Genomic DNA, 19628 nt, shown 5'->3' on the forward strand with positions numbered 1-19628 from the left:
CCAGTGTGGCCGGTCACCCTCTCAGGTCGGCTACGCATCGTCGCCTTGGTAGGCCGTTACCCCACCAACTAGCTAATGCGCCGCAGGCCCATCCGCAAGTGGTAGCTTGCGCCACCTTTCCGTATCCCCTCATGCGAGAAGACACCCTATCCGGTATTAGCATAAGTTTCCCTATGTTATCCCGGTCTTGCGGGCAGGTTGCCTACGTGTTACTCACCCGTCCGCCGCTGGGGCCCGAAGGCCCCCGCTCGACTTGCATGTATTAGGCACGCCGCCAGCGTTCGTCCTGAGCCAGGATCAAACTCTCCAATAAATCAGGAAAGAAAATGATCTGAACTTCAAGAAAGATATCGAGGCATTATTGCACGTTCTATCCGGTTTTCAAGGAGCTAAAGCTTCATTTTGCACGCCCTTTATCAGAGGCGACGTTTTATAATATAGCATAGACGAAATTGTAATGCAACAGGAAATTATCGGTGAAAACAACTTTTTTTCAGCGAGGCCGGGAGCAGCATCATAGCAGATAATCCCCATGAAAACAACAGGGAATTTTGACCATACTAAACTTGAACAAACCTTCGAAAAGGAGAGGAGAATATGCTTCGTGTTGTCAGCTACAATATCCACGGCGGCAAGGATCTGTTCTGGCGAAACCGCCTGGATGAAATGGCGGAAACCCTCTCTGCATTGGATGCCGATATCATCGGTCTGCAGGAAGTCCATCAAAACGAGCGGTTTGGCTATCAAGCCGACTATTTGGCGGAGCGGCTGCAAGCGCATTATGCCTACGCCCCCTCCGTCAAAATCGGCAGGGGCGCCTATGGAAATATGCTGCTGACACGCTTGCCGTTGATCCACAGCAGTTCGCAGCTGCTGCAATCCAAGAAAGAACCTCGCAGTCTGCTCCGGGCTGCAGTGAAATGGGAGGAAAAGCGCGTAAATGTCTGGGTAACCCACTGCAGCCTCGACCGCAAAAGTCGGTTTTCGCAATGGCGGTTCCTGGCAGACGCTATTTCCCCCCGCTGTCACGAACCGCTTATTCTGCTGGGCGATTTCAACAGCCCGGCTGTTTCCTTCGCGCCCCATCTGCGGGATTGCGCCCGTGAAACGAACCGGCACCAGCTTTCCACACTCGTTCCCTTCGCCAAACGCGTTGACTTCGTATTTGCTTCGGCGGCCTGGGAGGTAGCCGAATACAAAGTGGTCCATGTCCGTTGGTCCGATCACTATCCGGTTCTGGTTACGCTAACACCGGCGCAACGGCCAATTCCTGCAGGATAAAGGACTTCACGTCAATCAGCCGGGCGGGCCGCGGAAAGCGTTGGGCACTCCCGACAATCAGCAGGGGAATCATCGAGTCCCGCTGATGCAGCGACCCATGGCTGCCACCCCCTTGATGGGTCGGGGAGCATTCAGAAAGGAATTCGTACCCCGGCGCGGCGTTTACGACAATCACCGGAATATCCTGCGAGAAAAGCGCTCCATACAGCCGCGCCATCCCGTCAGGATACGCCTGATAGGTGACGGTATGACCATCGATGCGCAGATCGAGCACCCCTTCATCCCCCTGCACACTCCACTGCGTCCCGTATGCGTCCCGCAAAGGGCCTCCCTTGCAGTAACGGAAGGTCCGATCGCTTCCCCCCGCCCTGACAACCGCCCACTCCCCTTCCTTCCAGGCGACGAGATCGATGCGGCTGTCGCCGGATACCGCCTCCACCACCTTGGGCAGCAGTTCAGCGGACAACGGATACAGATAGCTCATTCTCTCATTGTTGCAAACCACCACATCCCAGTCGGGGGTAATGTCCGCTCCCAGCCGGTGCACGCGAAACGGGAAGAGCATCTCATCCAGCGGAATATTGGCTTCCGGTTCCTGCCCGATAACCGTTTGGCCGTGATCGCTGATCAGCATGATGACATTCCGTTCCACCGCCTGCTCCCAGGATGCAAAACTGTCCAAAAAACGGACCAGCTGTTTATCGACGTCCGCCAGGTGTTCCACCGCCAGCTCCGGCGTCTGATGCACCTTGTGATCATTATCGGGCAGATAAACCAGGGTGAAGTCCGGTTGTTTGCCGCTGCGGATCACTTCGATCAACACATCGATGGCATAGGAATCATTGATGCCGTAGCTGGAGGCAAACGCATGCGACCAGTTCCAATTGATCGGCCTGAAAATATCCGGTTGGATCAACGTTCCCAGGCTCAGGATCGTCGGGCCGGACACCTTTTCCTTCAATTGAAAGCCGGTGATCGCATCCAGCACAAACGGGATCTTCGCATCATGCTGCTTATGGCCGCGATGAGCAATCACATTGATGGAGCCGCTCACCAGCCCCTTCTCTTCCAGTTCTTCATGAATGGTTTTTACATTCCGGCTGAAATGGCGCTCGTTCAAATCAAACAGGACATTGCTGGCACATTGGCCAATCCCGATCCGGTAGACGGGCTGGAAGCCGTTCACATAATTGATGATGCGCTTGGTCTTGGGATCGTACCAAACAAGGCCGGGCACCTTATGCTGATCCGGATAAACACCGCTTAACAGCGAACAGTCCACTGATGCCGTCATGGTGGGAAATACCGTCACGCAGTCCGGGATCAGCTCACCGTGCTCCAGAAAAAATTGCAGCGCCGGCGCCTTCTTCTCCGCCACACACTTCTCCAGAACATCCGGCATCATCGAGTCGACGAGGAACAGGATAATTTTTTTCATGTCCTTTCCTCCTTCAGGTTGGGGGGATGGAAGTCCGTACACGTTAGTGTTTGTCTTTCTCCCGCTTCTATGCGTAAATTTACCCCGCCGACTTAAGCTTTGCTTCACCCAAAAAGTGACGTTAACCTTCGAAGCATAATCCGAGTACTTTTTGGGGACCCCTGATCATGCTGTGTCGGCGGGGGCCCCCGCCTTACTTCCGTCCTTTCAGCAGGCAGATAAAAACGCCCTTCCCCCTGTTCGGGAAAAGAGCGTCACAGAACCTGCCTATTGGAGCGTGTATGTCAAAATCGTTTCCGGTCCCTGCTTGCGAACAGCCAGATTTTTCACCGGCTTGCCGATGGACGAAAGGGAAGCATATCCCGTGTCACCGATGGCGCTGTCTTGCAGCAGGCTGGCAAGTACGGCACGATGCACCTGTATGCCGTGCGCATCGTTATGGAAAATCGGCTCGGCTACCGGGAAATCCACGCCGTTCACGGTCACTTCATCCCCCGATTCCCGCAGTTCAAAGCGGGTCACTCCCAATGAGCGGAGCGCCTCCAGCACCTGGGCAATCTCGTGTTTGACCGCGATGTCCGGCGCAAGCCCCACATGGTTGACCACCGTATGGCGGGGGGTGAAATATTCGTGGAGCGTGATTTTCAACGCATCTCCATTCTCCAGGGGGATCACCTGCTGGGCGCTGCCCTTGCCGTAGGTGACGGTCCCGACCAGCTTGGCGATCCCGTGATCCCGCAAGGCACCGGAGAGCAGTTCGGAAGCGGATGCCGTCCCTTGATTGACCAGAATCCGTACCGGGAATCCCACGTCCTGCCCGTTGTGGACCCATGTTTCAATTTCGACGCCGTTGCGGTCCACCATGTACATGAGCAGCCCCTCTTCCATGAAAAGGCTGGCGATATCGCGTGCGGCGCTGAGATAACCGCCGCCGTTGTCCCTCAGGTCGAGGATCAGCCCGTGTTGGGTCTGGCCCTTCTGCATGAATGACAGCAGCTGGTTGCGGAATTGGACGGCAGAGTCCGAGCCGAACGTATCCAGGCGGATGTAGCCGATGTTTCCGTCAAAGGGCATACCGGACACCTCGGGAATGGCCAGCGTGGCCCGCCGCAATTTCAGATGTTTTGTCCGATTTTCAGACGGGCGGTAGATCGTCAGCACCGCTTCGCTGCCTTCTTCACCCTTTAGCAGCGCAAAGGCTTCCTCAAAGCTTTTATTGGTTAGACTGATGCCATCCACATCAAGCAGATGATCGCCGGGCCGCAAATCGGCGGCAGCCGCAGGCGAATTGGGAATGATATCGCGGATCATCAGCCGGTTCTCCTGCATGCGCAGGCGAAACCCAAACCCGACATATTCGTTGTCGACGCTTGATTGAAAACGCCGCAGCTCTTCCTTCGTAAACAGCATGGTATGCGGATCATCCAGCGTAGCCAGCATGCCTTCGATCGCCGTGCGGTTCAAACCGGCCGCATCCAGCCCGTAGCGGGTTTGCCACTCCCGCAGCCGGTATTCCATCTCGGAGCGCGTATCATCCTCCGCTGATGGCGTGACGGTCGCCTTGGCACGCTTGCCGATCTGCTCGCTGACCCGCTTGAGAGCCCCTTGTACCAGCTGGCTCTCCGTGGGTTTGTTGATGTGGTTTTCCATCAGGCTGTCCATCACTTCTTCGATCTCGGCAAATGGAGAGCTTGCCTCTACGGCCAGCGCACCATGCACGGGCCACTGCAAAAGTATCGCCAGACAGAAGGTGTTCAGCAATTTTCTCATGGCGTCCCGACCGTCCCTTCGACCACCTCGGCAGGAATGTGAACGACGGCCTCCGGAAACGCGCCATATCGTTCCGTTCCTGAATAAGCGAGATATTTTTTCGAGGCATATATCTCTTCGTATCGCCATTGATGGGCAATCAGCGTATCCGACTCCCGATCGATGTAGTATTTGTTGATGTAGATCGGCACCGCCTTCAGCGGGCCGGCATCAAGCAGCACGTTCCGGGATTTTTTCAGGATCTCTTCACCGGGAATCCATTCCGTAATGATGTCATAAGAGCCAAAAGATTGCAGCAGATAGCGGGCTTTCAAATCCTTCACCCGTTCGTTTATCGAGCGGGACTCCACCCACTCGTGCATGTAGTCGAAGGAGTCTGTCCTGGATTTCTTCCAGGTCTGCTTGTCAAAGTCCCGTACATATTCCACATGATTGGACTCGTCCGCATAGGATTCCAGCTTGTCCATGACCAGCTTGGAAGGCGCCTGGTAATAGCCCACGGTGTGGCTGGTCTGCCGTCTTTGGTCGACGGTTTGGGTATATTTGAAGCGATAGCCGCTCAAAATCGCGTTTCCGTCCACCCGATATCCGGAAAGCTGCTGAAAATGGCGCAGCGCAAACGCCAGGTCATTCTTCACACTCTCCTGCTGCCGCAGGGTGGAAAGCTCCCGCAGCAGCCCCCGCTTCAGCACTTCCTGAGCCGAGTTCTTCCGCGGCTGGATCGCCTGCAGATACGCTTCGGCCTCATCCAGTTTCCCCTGCTGCGCCAGATAATGGACCGTATTCCGCATCGCTTCGTCACTGCGCCCCATCTCCCGGTAACGGGACAATGCCTTCTCCGTTTGGCCGCTTCTCACTTCCAGCGCCGCGAGATAGATCGCCAGGCTGTCCCATTCCTCCGTGCCTTTTCGGATGATGGATTCATAGGATTGCAGATGGTTCAGCGTCTTTTGGTATATCTCCTCATCATCCGCTTCCATCTGCAGGGCGATGTCGTACACGTTGGCGCAGAGGAGGCGGAGCCTGTCGGGAAGAATGATCTTGTTGGCAAAGTAGGCGTCGATCGCCGCAAAGGCATGTTCCATGTTTTCCTCCAGCGGGGTATCCGGATTCCAGCTCAGGTAATAATGAACCCCGATTTTGTTGGGAAATTCGGAAGATGCCAGTTTGTGCAGCGCTTCATAGGTTTGTTCGTCATCCTCACGATCCCGGATCGCCTGGACGGCATCCACATAAGCCTGTTCGTCGGGGGCCGGATGTTCCACATAAGTTGCAAAAAGCGGGAATATCTCGTCAATCTCGGGAACAACGGGATACTTCATGCCGTCCATATCCAGAATCGGCAGGAAGGCATCGGCGTCAACAGCGCTCATCACCTTGTCGGCCAGAACCGCTGCTTCCCCCCGTTTCAACGGATCAGACTCGTTCCCCTCCAGCCATGACCATGAGGTGATATCGTTCCAGACGGTTTTGTCGTCCGGTGCCAGGGTGAACACCTGAAGCAGACGGGCGGCTTCCCCGCGCGTGATCGGCCGGGAGGGGTGAAGTTCTTTCCCGGGAAACACCTGGTTGAGCGCACGGGGGCCGTACAGGGTATCGAGCACCAGCGAGGCATGCAGGATCGGTTGGTACATCCAGGTCAGCCGGTCAACGTCCGTGTATGGCAAATAGGGATCCTCAAAGGCGTCATCGCGGCCGAGATAGTACTGTTCCGACAAAAGCGTCAGCGGCTGCAGCTGCTGCTGATTGCGCAGGAACAGCCGATCCAGCATCACCAAAAATTCGGCCCTGGTCATCAACCGGTCCGGATAGAAACGCAGATCTTTGCTTGGGGCAAACAGCCCTTCCTCAACGCCCCTCACAACCGCCTTGGTCGTCCAGTGCTTGCCGATATCCACATAGGGCAGCGTCCGCTCGTCCGCAAACGCCCCGGTCGGCTGCAGCAGAACTGCAAGCAGCAGCCCTGCTGAAATGTTTCGGATTGTTCGATTACGCACAAAATTCCTCCTCTGGCGGCCGCAGCCGCTCACTCGGTTAGACGAGAATCCGGTCGCATTCGTCACAAAAAACCGGCCCTTTCCCTCTGCGCCATTCGTCCAGCTTCCGCAGGGAGAGAGGCAGGCAGCAGCCCATGCAGCACTTGTTCCTTACTTCTGCGATTGGCAGCGCCTTCGTTTCCGACAAACGGAGATACGCGCGGAGGAATTCCGGGTCCAGCCCGGCTTCCAGCTGCATGATGTCAAACTGCAGTTGCTGGATCGTCGGCTCCTGCTCCCCGTTCCTGTCCGCATACGATGCGGCTGCGTCATCGCGCTCTTTTTTGGCGAGCCACCATTCCTGCTCCAGGAGCATGCGGGCGATTTCCTCGTCCGGATTGGCGGGGACTGGCAGGCGGCGCAGCTGCTCCTCTTTTTCCGCCACTCTCCGCTCGGCGGCAGCGATCGCCTCTTCCAAGCGTTTTTGCTCTTCCCGCGCGGCACGAAGGGCTTCTTTTGCCTGATGCCACGCGAGCAACCGTTTTGCTGGCAGCATGACGATTCCTCCGGTACAATCAAACGAATTGGAAAGGATCGGTATGGACCATGGATGCGATCACTTCCGTCTCATACCCGTCGGCCTCGAGCAGGCCGCGCAGATAACGGGCCAGCCTTTCCTTCATCACTTTCTCGATATTGTGGCCGGGGTCAATCAGGCGCAGGCCGGCCGCCATCGCGTCATGCGCGACGTGGTAGTAAATATCCCCGGTAATCAGGACATCCGCCCCGCGGGAAGCGGCTTTCCCCACAAAGGAGTTGCCGTCTCCTCCCACCACCGCCACTTTCCGCACCGGGTCGTCAAGCGATCCGACCACCCGCAGGCCGGTAAGCGAGAAGCGTTCTTTCACCAGCCCGGCCAGTTCCCCCAGCGTCATCGGCTGCGGCAGCCTGCCAATCCGGCCGATGCCAAGCCCTTTTCCCGGCAGATCGAGGGGATAGATGTCATAGGCCACCTCTTCATAAGGATGGGCCGCTTTCATCGCCGCGATGACGGCGGACTGCCGGGATGCCGGCAGCACCGTCTCGATCCGCACTTCCTCCACCCGCTCGATCCGCCCCTGTTCACCGATAAACGGGCTGGTTCCTTCTCCCGGCAGAAACGTGCCGGTCCCCTGCAGTTGAAACGAACAGTGGCTGTAATTGCCGATCCAGCCGGCTCCGGCGCTGGCGACAGCCTGGAAGACTGCCTCCCGGTGGCTTACGGGAACATAAACCACCAGCTTTTTCAACGGATCGGTATGGAGGACATCCAGCACCTCGACATCGGTAAGGCCGATTTCTTCAGCCAGCCAGTCGTTGATGCCGCCCTCGGCCACATCGAGGTTGGTATGGGCGGTATAGACCGCGATATCATGCTTCAGCAGCTTTTCATACAGCTTCCCGGCCGGCAGATCGGTGCGCAGATGCTTGAGTGGCCGGAAAATAACGGCATGATGAGCCACGATCAGGTCGACCCCTTCGGCGATCGCTTCATCCACAACCTCTTCCAGCACGTCCAGCGCCACCATGACCTTTTTGACCTGCTTGTGCAGCGTGCCTACGTGCAGGCCGATTTTGTCATCCGGCATGGCGATCGATTTGGGAGCCAGCCGCTCGATGTATTGCACAATCAGTTGCCCGCTTGCAAGCATGCGATCACCTCTTCCATCCAGTCGATCTCCGTTTGGATTTCCTTGATCCGGGCCGCCGCCTCGGGACGCCCGGAGCTTTTGACCTGCGCGAGTATGCTGCGCCATTTCTCCTGCTCCCGCTGCCATTTGCGCACAAGGACCGGATCCTTCTGCTGCCAGAGACAGGGGCCGATCCTGATCAACTCTTCCAGGGTCCGGGACTGTCCCTGATACGGGACGTACGGATCGCCCGGCTCGGCTACCAGAATCTCGTAGATGATGCCGTCCTCCTCCAGAATGGATTCGCCGATCAACTGCCAGCCGTTCTCCAGCAGCCACCGGCGGACAAGCTCCTCGCCCACATTGGGCTGCAGAACCAGGCGTTTCACCCCCGGCAGCTTGCTTTTTCCCTTCTCCAGAATGGCGGTGATCAGCTGTCCGCCCATTCCCGCGATGCAGATCACATCCACCTCGCCGGGAGCGATAACCGCCAACCCGTCTCCCTTGCGGACCGAGGCGCGATCCCTGGCCTGCAGGGTATGAATCTGCCGCAAAGCCGCCTGATACGGCCCTTCGTTCAGTTCGCCCGCGATCACGAACGAAGCGAGGTTATGTACCAATAGATATGATGCCAACAGGGCATGATCGGAACCGATATCCGCCACCTTCGCCCCGGGCAGGCAGTACTCCGCTACCGTGCGCAGGCGCCGGGAAATTGTCAATGCTGTCATGTTCATTCACCTTCCGATGTGTCTATTCTAACCCATTCTCGTCCAAAAGCCCAACGGCGAAAAAAGACGAAAAATCGGGGCTGTCCCCATTGGATAGCCCCTGATGACGCAAACGCCGACATGGACGAAAACGCATCCTGTATTGGCTGGAAGGCGGCCGGGAAGAGGTTTGCCCATGCGTCAACCCGACAAGCTTTTTTTGCGAACTTCTTGCTCTGCCTTGATTTTGCTGCGATATACTTTTCCATACCAAAAAGTCGCTCCCGCTTGCATGGCTGCTGCAATCGTAAAAGGCAGCGCAAATTGCCCCTCCTCAATCATATGGCCAAAAGCGCCGGGCCACAACACCGTCCCCAGTCTCAGAACAAAGGAGACTGTCCGTGACTGCCATGTGCGTTTGCGTCGGTTCCGCCTGTCCATCATGACGATCGAACGATTGCCACGAGCGCCAAGGTTGCATGCGACGCATCCGACGTTACATACGGCTGCCAGCCAAAACCAGGGGGCCCATGGCAAAGCCAGTGCAAAAACGATGCCGATCGCCTGCATGCAGATGACGGATGTTGCGGAGCCGAACCGTTTGGCTGCGGAGACATTGGCAAGCGATACCTCTCCTGCCATGAGATAGGAGACGGCCATGACAAGACCGATCATGCCGGAAGAGGCGGCATATTTCGCGGATAACCAATAGGAGGTCATGGTGGTTGACAGCGTGACGGCGATGCCGTTTACCAGATCGACGAACCCGGTGCGCTCCTCCTGTTGGGCTGTGGTCGGCTGGATGGTGCCAGGGCTGTCCGTCAGCCTCGCATCTGGGTTGACCCTTTTCACCTTGAGGACGACGAGGATGTTGACCAGCGTGATGATCAGCATGAGGGCAAACAACGGGCGGTATTGTTGAGCGCCCGGCAGCCATCGTTCCCACAGCGGAGGAAGACTGGCAAGGATGGAGCCGATCCCCATCCCCGCATAAACGAGCAAGGAATTGACGCCAAACACGTGATGACCAAATCTTCGCGCATATGCCGCCAGCCAGCCGCGTTCAATGGGGGAAACGGGCCCGCCCGATCCGGCGTGTCCCCGGCCGAAACCCGCTGCCATGATGGCGGAACACAGCGCGATGTCGTTGCGGCTCAGCGTGATGATCAACGCGGCGGCGGCTGTTATCATTTCAAAGAGGATCATGTAATGCTTGGCGCCCAGGCGCGCGTGCAGCGGGCCCGCTAACGAAACCATCACGGTTCTGAACAGGCCGGTGCCCACCCACACCCCTCCGATTGCGCCCCCGCTCCACCCCAGATCCTTCAAATACAGGCTTACATCCACAACGGCGATCCCCTGGCAGACATGACGCATGAATGATGCAAGCTGCAGCAGCCGGACATTTTTGTGCGGTCCAAGCCATTCCCGGATTTTCTTCATCCTGTCACCTTTTTTTTGAAACGGTTTTTTGCTGTATTTCGATTACCATCACTGTACCATGCGATTGTTGACATCTTGTGTCAGTGATCGATAATGGGAGAGAGATGCGTTGGACGAGAGGGACGAGAAATGCGTGCAGATCGGCTGATTTCCATCCTCATGATCTTGCAGACGGAAGGCAGGATAACCGCCAGGGAACTCGCGCGGCGTCTGGAAGTATCTGAACGTACCATCTATCGCGATATCGATGCGCTGAGCGCCTCCGGCATTCCGATTTATGCGGATGCGGGGGTGGGCGGCGGCTTTTCGCTGCCTCCGGATTATCGAACCAAGCTGGACGGATTAACCACGCCGGAGATTCATGCGCTGTTCCTCCATCTCACCGATCAGCCCTTCCCGCAGTTGGGGATCGGCCAATCGCTCCGAACAGCCATGCTCAAATTGCTCAATGCGCTGCCCCATCAACATCGGCAGGACGTGGAGTGGATCCGGAATCGCGTCTATCTCGATACAGGCGCGTGGGGGCCCCATAAGGAACAAGCAGCGTTCATCCAGGAAGCGCAGCAAGCCATCTGGGAAGAAAAGCAGGCGGTGATGACATATACAACCCGCAGAGGCCGCGAAATGGTACAGACGATCAAGCCTTACGGTCTTGTTGCAAAAGCGGGGATCTGGTTCCTTGTCGGCGAAGCGGGAAACCGGCCGCAAGCTTTTCGCTTGTCGAGAATACGTTCGTTTCGCATCATGAAAGAGCGGTTTCGCCGCCCTGCCGCATTCGATTTGCCGTCATTTTGGCAAGAGTGGGTCGCCCGTATGGAATCGCAGCGCGTCCGTTATCCGGTGGTGCTGGAAATCGCACGGGAAGGGCTGCCGCTTCTCTCCCAAGTGATGGGGGAGGCTGTCAGGCAGCAGGCGGAACAGCAGCAAACATCCCTGCGGCCGGGGTGGATGAGGGTATCGCTGTCGTTTGAAAGTGAAGAAGTTGCCCGATGTCTCATTTTGGCGCTGGGATTGCAGGCGGAGGTGATCCAGCCGACGGAACTGCGGCAGCGTATCCGGGATCAGGCGGCAGAGGTGATGCGTCTCTATTCCTGACGAACCGGCCTGCCCATTTCCATGGCGGGCAAACGGCGGGGAAAGAATGGAAACAGCCTTCGCCCTGCTGCATGCAGGACGAAGGCTGTTTACGTGTGTCGATATAGGCTGCCATATCACGCCAAAGCCACGAACAGAAGTTTCTCTTCAGCCTGAAACAGCCCCGCTCGACCCGTTTCCTAGCAGCCGATCTCGCGAGCAATGACATTACGAAGAATCTCGGAGGTTCCTTCCCCGATCTCGAGCAGCCGGGCATCGCGGAAGAAGCGCTCCACCTGATACTCGCGCATGTAGCCGTAACCGCCGTGAATCTGGATGGCTTGATGGGTGGCCGACATGGCAATTTCCGAGGCGTAAAGCTTGGCCATGGCGGCCTCTTTGGTAAACTTGCGGCCGTTGTCTTTCAGCCAGGCCGCCTTGTACACCATATTGCGGGCAAGCTCGATCTGCATCGCCATATCGGCCAGCTTGAACTGGATGGCCTGGAACTTGGAGATCGGCTGTCCAAACGCCTGCCGCTCTTTCGCGTACTGGAGCGCCTTGTCATACGCCGCCTGCGCAATGCCGACCGCCATCGCGCCGATCCCGATCCGTCCGCCGTCCAGGGTGATCAGGAACTGCTTGAAGCCATCCCCTTGCTTGCCCAGGATATTTTCATCCGGCACGCGCACGTTTTCCAACACCAGCTCGGTTGTATTGGAGCTGTGCAGACCCAGCTTTTCATAGTTGTCGATAACCGTAAAGCCCTCTGCATCGGTCGGCACAATAAACGCGGTAATTCCCCGCGAGCCCTTCTCCTTGTCGGTGACCGCCGTCAGGGCCAGGAATTTGGCGTACGACGCATTGGTGATAAAGCATTTGGAGCCGTTGATTACCCAGCCGTCCCCCTCCTTGACCGCCGTGGTCCGGGTACCCCCCGCATCGGAGCCTGCATTCGGCTCCGTCAGACCGAACGCCCCCATGCTTTCCCCCGTACAGATGCGGGTCAGGTACATTTCTTTCTGCTCGGGCGTGCCAAACAGATGCAGCGGCGCCCCGCCGAGGGAGATATGGGCGGAATAGGTGATTCCCGTTGACGCGCATACCCGGCTTAATTCTTCCACCACGATCGCAAAGCTGATGGTATCGGCGCCGGCCCCGCCATATTCTTCCGGAAAAGGAAGGCCAAGAAGGTTCAGTTCCGCCATCTGTTTGAAAATTTCAACAGGAAAACGCTTGGTTTTATCCCGTTCGTCCGCCCCCGGTGCAACGACCTCGTCCGCAAACTCCCGGATCATCTTCTTGATCATGCGCTGTTCTTCCGTCAAATCAAAAAACATGCTGCCACACCCTTTCATGTAAGCCTTTTCATTCTTGTGCATAGCCGGTCTTACTCTTTTGACTGAGCGCTTGTTCAGATTCTGATACCACCATTATACATGATTTTTCGATTTGTTTGTCATTTTTTTCGCGCAAACTGACCCGGTTCCCGATTTGCAACCTGCCCCTTTTGGCAGTGTCCGGCTGTGTCCTAAGATAAGGAGCATATGACAGAATGATGACCAAGAGGTGATGGGTATGCATCCGGTACGCTATTGGAAACGGGACTGCACGGACCGCGAGAAGATCATGCGCTTTCTCGCCCAGGCCAGAGTCGGCTATCTCGGACTCTCCGAAGGCACGCAGCCTTATGTGATTCCCCTCAATTTTGTCTGGTGGCGGGAAGCCATCTACTTTCACGGTGCGGAAGAAGGACGGAAATGCGACATGATGGAGCAAAATCCGCACGCCTGCTTTACCGTAAGCGAAGAGTACGGCACCATCGCCGATCCCGTCCCTTCCCTGACGGATACGTCCTATATGAGCGTCATGCTGTTTGGCAGGGCGGAGAGGGTGGTCGAGCTGGACGAGGCCACAGGTGCGCTGCAGGCGCTCTTGGACAAGTATGTTCCCGGCTATTTTGACAGCCCGCTCTCCAGGCAGCATGTCGCCAGGTACCGCTCCTCCCTGCACAGCGGGGTGGCTGTCTATCGCATCCGGCCCGACCATCTCTCCGCCAAGGAAAATCCGCTTAACCAGGAAATGAGGTTTTACCCCGGCAGGCACGTCAGCATGGACGCCGGACGGGAGAAAAAAGAGGCATGGGGTGATGGGGCCAAGCGAGCTCCTTTGACGACCGACTCAGCGAAGAAACGTAAGACGCGGAGAAACAGGGGGCGTGAGTCTCACATCACCGAAACACCCAGATGTTGAGCCCCCTGCCCGCGTCGCGTTTCGGAGCGGACAAAAGCCAGCTTCTTCGCAGGTCGTCAAGAGAGCGAGCAGGAACCATTACCCATGACCTACTTTGTATACACCGAGCCTGGCTAAAGCTTGAGCCAGGCAAACCACTGGCGGCGTGTCAGGAAAAAGAAGGCCGAGCTGAGGAACACCTTCACGAACAGCAGCAGTTGAATCACGTCATGCTTGGCGCGCGCGATGTACAGCGATTGAATCTCCGCTCCGAAGAAAAGCACCATGCCGCAAATGGCGAGCGCGCCGGCAAGCTGTCGGTTGCGCTCGTGCAGGAGAAAGCCGAGGCCGATCATCAGAAGCGACAGCGGCACCCAGTACAGTTCGGCGAGCCACCAGCTGTAGCTTGCGGAGACGCGGCCGATGGTGGCAAACCCGTAGATCAGCCCAAGGCCGAGAAGTCCGCAGTACAGATAGTAGGAGAAGCGGAAAACCAATCCATTGCCGCACCACAAGAGGCACAGGACGGTTACGTAGAAAAGGAGCGCCCCTTCCCCCATCTCCAGTTTCCTGAGCATGTAGATGCCGCCAGCCGTTGATACCAGAAACGACAGCGCCAGGAACAGATGGGTAAGCCCGCTGTTTTTCTTCCGGAACCATACTGCCAACATATAGAAAAAGAGAGCGAAACCGGCAAAGATGGCAATTTGCATTAACGGGCCAAAACCGTTAAAATGAAAAGCAAGCAAGATGATGGCAGCGATTACACTCGCTCCCAGCAGCCAGGAAAGCATCATCTGCCAGGAGATGGCCTGCGGCGGCCTGCCATTGCCGTAGAAGACAGGGCCGGCGGCTCCGCTGCTTCCTGCCACTGCGTCGAACGGCATCCTGGCGTAGTCGGTTCCGGGTGACCTGCGGGTACCGTCCGTTTTGACGCCGCCCGTTTCCACAGCATGCGATTCCGCGGTCTGCTTCCCTTCGTTCTTCCGCGGGGGAACCGGATTAATCCGATGTTCCCCTGACGAATACAGATTCAATAAAAAGATGCAGTAATGTTCGGGCAGCAGATGGTTTTTCCGCCAGTTTTCGATCTCGGCAATGATGATTTTCTTGCGCAGATCATCCACGAAGAGCCACCTCCATTTGACGCACGACCTAACCGCCCCGATACGCGGGCCGTACAAACAGAAAAGCCTACGCATGCATACGTAGGCAAGCATCTATTCCCTATATCGGCTATTCGAGGAAATCTTTTAAGCGTTTGCTGCGGCTGGGGTGGCGCAATTTGCGCAGCGCTTTCGCCTCGATCTGGCGAATCCGCTCTCTTGTCACGCCGAATACTTTTCCCACTTCTTCCAGGGTGCGGGTGCGGCCGTCGTCCAGGCCGAAGCGGAGACGCAGCACGTTTTCTTCCCGATCCGTCAGGGTATCCAGCACATCTTCCAACTGTTCCTTCAACAGCTCGTAGGCAGCGGCATCGGAAGGCGCCAGCGCATCCTGATCCTCAATGAAGTCGCCCAGATGGGAATCGTCTTCTTCCCCGATCGGCGTTTCAAGCGAGACGGGCTCTTGGGCGATCTTCATGATTTCGCGCACCTTTTCCGGTGTCAGATCCATCTTTTCGGCAATCTCTTCCGGGGTGGGTTCGCGCCCCAACTCCTGCAGCAGTTGGCGCGATACGCGGATCAGCTTGTTGATGGTCTCCACCATATGGACCGGAATCCGGATCGTGCGCGCCTGGTCGGCGATGGCGCGGGTGATGGCTTGACGGATCCACCATGTCGCGTAGGTGCTGAATTTGTAACCTTTGCGGTAATCGAATTTCTCCACGGCCTTGATCAAGCCCATGTTTCCTTCCTGGATCAAGTCGAGGAACAGCATGCCGCGGCCGACATACCGTTTCGCGATGGAGACAACCAGGCGAAGGTTGGCTTCCGCAAGACGCCGTTTGGCTTCTTCGTCCCCCTGCTCGATCCGCTGTGCAAGCTTGATCTCTTCTTCAGCCGAAAGCAGCGGCACCCGTCCGATCTCTTTCAAATACATGCGGACAGGGTCGTTGATCTTGATCCCCGGCGGCACCGACAGGTCGTCGAAGTCAAATTCCTCGCCATCATCGTCTTTCATCATCAGGTCATCCACATCTTCTTCGCTTTCATTGGTGACTTCGACGCCTTGATCCCCAAGGAACTCGAAGAATTCGTCTATCTGATCCGAATCCTGCTCGAAACCGGAGAGACGCTCCATGATTTCCTTATACGTGAGAATGCCGCGTTTCTTGCCGAGTTCCACCAGCTGTTCCTTCACCTGTTCGATGGATGCGGCTTCATCTGAAGTGATGTTTTGCTTGTTCATCTACTATCCCTCCTTCCCCGGGAATGATCTGATGCCTACCCTTCCTTTAAAGCATTTTCCAATTCAAGTATCTTCATCCCTACGACGGCAGCTTGAATTTCCAGTTGCTTGCGCGTATCCTCGTCTTCCGCGGAGGCCGCCTGCAGATTCAACTTGCGCTGATCTTCCCGCAGGCGTTCCAACTCGGCACGCACCGGGTAGTTATTTACTTGTCGGATGTAGTCGCCGATCTCCTGATCCGATACGTCTTCCTTGCACTCCATCATGGCCAATCCCGAGGCTAATTGCTTACACTTTTCATCTGGTACGTAATGAATGAATTGTCCGGGGTCTTCCGTATACCCCTCCGCATAGTAGGCAAAGAGATAAGCGGCGAGCGCTCCGTATTCGTCGTTTTGGAAGCTGGCGTTGCATTCCTGCCGGACACGTTCGGCGATCTCGCGGCTGCGCATCATGTAGTACACCAGCATGCGCTCGGCGTTTTCGTGGGCGGGGGCAAGCGTCTTGGTGAGCGTAAATTTGCCATTATTTATACTATTATTCCATCCCGCCGCCACTTTATCCCTTTGCTGCTTACTTTTTTGTTCTTTATATACCCGCTTTGCCTCCAGCTTTAACGCATCCAGGGAGAGAGAAAATTCTTCGGCGATCTGCCGCTCGTACATATCCCTTTCCACCGGGCTTTTCAGCCGGGCAATAACGGCAAGCGCTTCCTGCACGTATCGGGCTTGATCGGTCTTATCTTGTAATACGTGCCTGGAGCGCAAATGTTGCAGGCGAAATGCGGTAATCGGCATCGCCTGCAGCAGGACCTGCTGGGAGAAAGCGTCTGCGCCGTTTTTCCGGATGTAATCATCAGGATCCATCCCCGGCGGGAGCGGGGCAACGCGCACGTGACAGCCGGCTTCCTCCAGCAGTTCGATCGCTTTGGCGGTGGCTTCCTGTCCGGCCGTGTCCCCATCGTAGCAAACGATCACCTGTTCCACATTTTTGCGGATCATGCGGGCATGCTGCTCGGTGATGGCTGTCCCCAGCGTGGCGATGCCCTGCTGAAAGCCTGCCTGCCAGGCGCTGATCACATCCACGTATCCTTCAAACAGGATCGCCTGCTTCCGTTTGCGGATAAAGGACCGGGCGCGGTGCAGGTTGAAGATGGTGGCGCTCTTGTTGAACAGCGGGCTCTCCGGGCTGTTCATATACTTGGGATGGGAACCATCCAGCGAACGGCCGCCGAAGCCGATAACCTCCCCCTGTGTATTCTGGATGGGAAACATGATGCGCCGGCGAAACCTGTCAAAAATTCGCCCTTTCTCGTTTTGGGCCAGGAGACCGGCCTCCACCATCAGCTCCAGCGGGAATTGCCGTTTCTTCAAAAACTGCGTAACAAAATCCCATGAGTCCGGGGCAAACCCGATCTGGAATTCCTGGATGGTGGCGGCGGAAAGGCCCCTCTTCTCCAGATAGCGTCTCGCTTCCGTTCCGTATGGGGTGGATGTCAGGACGTAATGGTATAGTTTCGCCACCAGCCGGTGGGCTTCATACATCAGCTGCCTGGCGGTCTGCTTGGGAGATTCCTGCTCTTTCTGCGGCTCCGGGATGGCGATACCGGCACGGTCGGCCAGCTTCTGCAGCGCTTCCGGAAAAGTGAGCTGCTCGATCTTCATGAGGAAGGAGAACACGTCTCCTCCGGCTCCACAGCCAAAACAATGAAAGAATTGACGCTCTGGGTTGACGTTGAAGGAGGGAGTTTTTTCGGAATGAAACGGGCAAAGCCCCAGCAATGAGCGTCCGCTCTTCCGCAGCTGGACGTATTCGCTTACCACATCAACCAAATCCACTGCCGCACGAACCCGGTTCACGATCTCGTCTGAATGGAGACCTGCCATCTCATTCCACCTTTATAGGAGAAAGTAACTGTTTTCGTGACGTTATTACATTCGTCAGGTTTCGCCAAATTCCTTCTTCCAAAACACATCCCGCCGAACTTTCTGTGCCGGAAACGATGTGGACCGAAGTACTGCACCCAAAAAAGGGTATCCTTCCAACGGCCTATTTTTTCTCCTTCATCACGGAGTTTCGCTTGATCATCTCGAGGATAATGTTGGCTGTTTCCTCCACGGCCTTATTGGACACATCGATGACCGGGCAGCCGATCCGTTTCATGATTTGTTCCGCATACGTCAGTTCTTCCTGGATCCGATCAATGGCGGCGTAATTGGCCTGGGCCGTCAAACCGAGCGCTTTGAGCCGCTCCGTCCGGATGCTGTTCAGCTGCTCACTGTTGATCGTCAGCCCGATAATGCGTTCGGGAGGAAGCTGGAACAGTTCCTCCGGCGGCTCCACTTCCGGCACCAGGGGCACATTGGCCACCTTAAGCCGCTTGTTTGCCAAATACATGGAAAGCGGGGTTTTGGATGTCCGGGAAACGCCGATCAGGACGACATCCGCCCGCAACAGACCGCGCGGATCGCGGCCGTCATCATATTTGACCGCAAACTCGATGGCATCCACGCGGCGGAAATACTCTTCATCCAGCCGGCGCACCAGGCCCGGCTTACAGGTCGGCTTCATCTGCAGGGCATCCTGCAGCGTGTTCATCAGCGGGCCCATCACGTCGATGGTCGGGATCTGGGCCTGTGCCGCCTGTTCCTGGATGTATTCCTTCAACTCGGGGATCACCAACGTAAAGACGATCATCGCCTTGGACTCCCGGGCCGAAGCGATGATCTCATCAATGGCTTCCTTATCCTCGATGTAGGGATACCTGTGCACATCGATCAGATGTCGGTCGAATTGACTGGCGGCGGCGCGAACGACCAATTCCGCCGTCTCGCCGATGGAATCGGAGACAATATAAATGAGCTGTCCTTGACGGTTATCCTGCATGGATTCTCCTCCTATACATGCGGCTCTTGCCCAAGTTCAACAAACGCCTTGGTGATGGTGGTCTTGGTGATCCGTCCCAAGAGTTCGTATTGGCGGCTGTCCCCATCGCTCGCCTTGACCACGGGAAGGGAATCGATCTGAAAGTCGATGAGCTTCTTCGCCGCGCTGTACAGGCTCTCATCCGCCGTACACGTCACGATGTTGGGCATCCGTGTCATGATGATGCTGACCGGTATATCCTCCAGCGATTTATTGCCAAGGGAAGCCCGCAGCAGATCCTTGCGCGATACCACACCGGCCAGATAGCCTTTCTGGTTGACGACGAACAGGGTGCCGACATCCTCCAGGAACAGCGTAACGACCGCATCATAAACGGAAGCTGACTCCTGCACCACAATCGGCAGCGCTTTGTAATCGTTCACGAGCAGCTTGTGCAGCCGTTCGCTGATGACCGAGCCGGCGGGCCTGCCCGCATAAAAATAGCCTACGCGCGGACGGGCGTCCAGATAGCCCGACATGGTCAAAATGGAGAGGTCGGGGCGGAGGGTGGCGCGGGTCAGGTTTAACCGTTCCGCGATCTGTTCGCCGGTAATCGGCCCTTCATCCTTTACGATCTGCAAGATGCGTTCTTGTCGTTTGGTAAGCTCGATGACCAATCACCACCGATTCTGCACTTTGGCCGCCCGGCAAACGTTCGGCAGCGCCGGGCGGGGCCAATATTTCTATCCCTAGTATTACTCTATCGCTGAACATTTTCCTTCTTTGCCGCCCCAAAAATGTAACGCCTCCATAGAGG

15 protein-coding genes, 1 rRNA gene and 1 pseudogene are annotated in these 19628 nt (G+C 56.5%); 3 read left to right on the plus strand and 14 right to left on the minus strand.

What is annotated here, in order from left to right; translation table 11 throughout:
* Positions 1-313 (minus strand): 16S ribosomal RNA (locus G3578_RS02740); the annotation flags it as partial.
* 284 nt (positions 314-597) lie between these two features.
* On the opposite strand from G3578_RS02740, the gene G3578_RS02745 reads away from it, so the two are divergent.
* Positions 598-1281, plus strand: coding sequence for an endonuclease/exonuclease/phosphatase family protein (locus tag G3578_RS02745; protein ID WP_165208437.1), 684 nt, complete (start codon positions 598-600; stop codon positions 1279-1281).
* Here G3578_RS02745 and G3578_RS02750 read toward each other — a convergent pair.
* From G3578_RS02750 to G3578_RS02780, 7 genes are all read right to left on the minus strand, one after another.
* On the minus strand, positions 1241-2719 hold the full coding sequence (locus G3578_RS02750; protein WP_165208439.1) for an alkaline phosphatase family protein: 1479 nt from the start codon (positions 2717-2719) through the stop codon (positions 1241-1243). The genes G3578_RS02745 and G3578_RS02750 overlap by 41 nt on opposite strands.
* Positions 2720-2986: 267 nt before the next feature.
* Positions 2987-4489: a S41 family peptidase gene (locus tag G3578_RS02755; RefSeq protein ID WP_165208441.1), complete on the minus strand. Its 1503-nt coding sequence runs from the start codon at positions 4487-4489 to the stop codon at positions 2987-2989.
* The gene (locus tag G3578_RS02760) at positions 4486-6486 is read right to left on the minus strand and encodes an S-layer homology domain-containing protein (RefSeq protein ID WP_165208443.1); all 2001 of its coding nucleotides are present in this window, start codon (positions 6484-6486) and stop codon (positions 4486-4488) included. Before G3578_RS02760 ends, G3578_RS02755 begins: the two co-directional genes overlap by 4 nt.
* Positions 6487-6523: 37 nt before the next feature.
* A complete protein-coding gene (locus G3578_RS02765) occupies positions 6524-7021 on the minus strand; it encodes a hypothetical protein (protein ID WP_165208445.1) in 498 nt (165 codons plus the stop codon).
* A gap of 19 nt (positions 7022-7040) precedes the next feature.
* Positions 7041-8156: a Nif3-like dinuclear metal center hexameric protein gene (locus G3578_RS02770; RefSeq protein WP_165208447.1), complete on the minus strand. Its 1116-nt coding sequence runs from the start codon at positions 8154-8156 to the stop codon at positions 7041-7043.
* Positions 8135-8866: a tRNA (adenine(22)-N(1))-methyltransferase gene (locus G3578_RS02775; RefSeq protein ID WP_165208449.1), complete on the minus strand. Its 732-nt coding sequence runs from the start codon at positions 8864-8866 to the stop codon at positions 8135-8137. The genes G3578_RS02770 and G3578_RS02775 overlap by 22 nt, the downstream gene beginning before the upstream one ends.
* A 180-nt stretch (positions 8867-9046) precedes the next feature.
* Positions 9047-10288: an MFS transporter gene (locus G3578_RS02780; protein ID WP_165208451.1), complete on the minus strand. Its 1242-nt coding sequence runs from the start codon at positions 10286-10288 to the stop codon at positions 9047-9049.
* A gap of 129 nt (positions 10289-10417) precedes the next feature.
* Here G3578_RS02780 and G3578_RS02785 point away from each other — a divergent pair, with 129 nt between their 5' ends.
* Complete coding sequence (locus tag G3578_RS02785; RefSeq protein ID WP_165208453.1) at positions 10418-11383, plus strand: helix-turn-helix transcriptional regulator; 966 nt, start codon at positions 10418-10420, stop codon at positions 11381-11383.
* Positions 11384-11562: 179 nt separating this feature from the next.
* Here the strand turns inward: G3578_RS02785 and G3578_RS02790 are convergent, their stop codons facing one another.
* Positions 11563-12702, minus strand: a complete 1140-nt coding sequence (locus G3578_RS02790) for an acyl-CoA dehydrogenase (protein ID WP_165208455.1) — start codon at positions 12700-12702, stop codon at positions 11563-11565.
* A gap of 238 nt (positions 12703-12940) precedes the next feature.
* Here G3578_RS02790 and G3578_RS02795 point away from each other — a divergent pair.
* Positions 12941-13480 (plus strand): annotated as a pseudogene (locus tag G3578_RS02795) (pyridoxamine 5'-phosphate oxidase family protein); the annotation flags it as partial.
* Between the two features lie 248 nt (positions 13481-13728).
* Here the strand turns inward: G3578_RS02795 and G3578_RS02800 are convergent.
* The 5 genes from G3578_RS02800 to ccpN all read right to left on the minus strand — a co-directional run bounded on the left by G3578_RS02800 (position 13729) and on the right by ccpN (position 19488).
* Positions 13729-14721: a hypothetical protein gene (locus tag G3578_RS02800; RefSeq protein WP_165208459.1), complete on the minus strand. Its 993-nt coding sequence runs from the start codon at positions 14719-14721 to the stop codon at positions 13729-13731.
* Positions 14722-14830: 109 nt separating this feature from the next.
* On the minus strand, positions 14831-15946 hold the full coding sequence (rpoD, locus tag G3578_RS02805; RefSeq protein ID WP_165208461.1) for an RNA polymerase sigma factor RpoD: 1116 nt from the start codon (positions 15944-15946) through the stop codon (positions 14831-14833).
* 35 nt (positions 15947-15981) lie between these two features.
* Complete coding sequence (gene dnaG / locus G3578_RS02810) at positions 15982-17832, minus strand: DNA primase (RefSeq protein WP_165208463.1); 1851 nt, start codon at positions 17830-17832, stop codon at positions 15982-15984.
* Between the two features lie 163 nt (positions 17833-17995).
* Positions 17996-18832: a pyruvate, water dikinase regulatory protein gene (locus G3578_RS02815; protein WP_165208465.1), complete on the minus strand. Its 837-nt coding sequence runs from the start codon at positions 18830-18832 to the stop codon at positions 17996-17998.
* A gap of 11 nt (positions 18833-18843) precedes the next feature.
* Positions 18844-19488, minus strand: coding sequence for a transcriptional regulator CcpN (gene ccpN / locus G3578_RS02820; protein WP_165208467.1), 645 nt, complete (start codon positions 19486-19488; stop codon positions 18844-18846).
* Between the last annotated feature and the right edge of the window lie 140 nt (positions 19489-19628).

The organism is Brevibacillus sp. SYP-B805, assembly GCF_011059135.1.
GTDB lineage: Bacteria > Bacillota > Bacilli > Brevibacillales > Brevibacillaceae > Brevibacillus_F.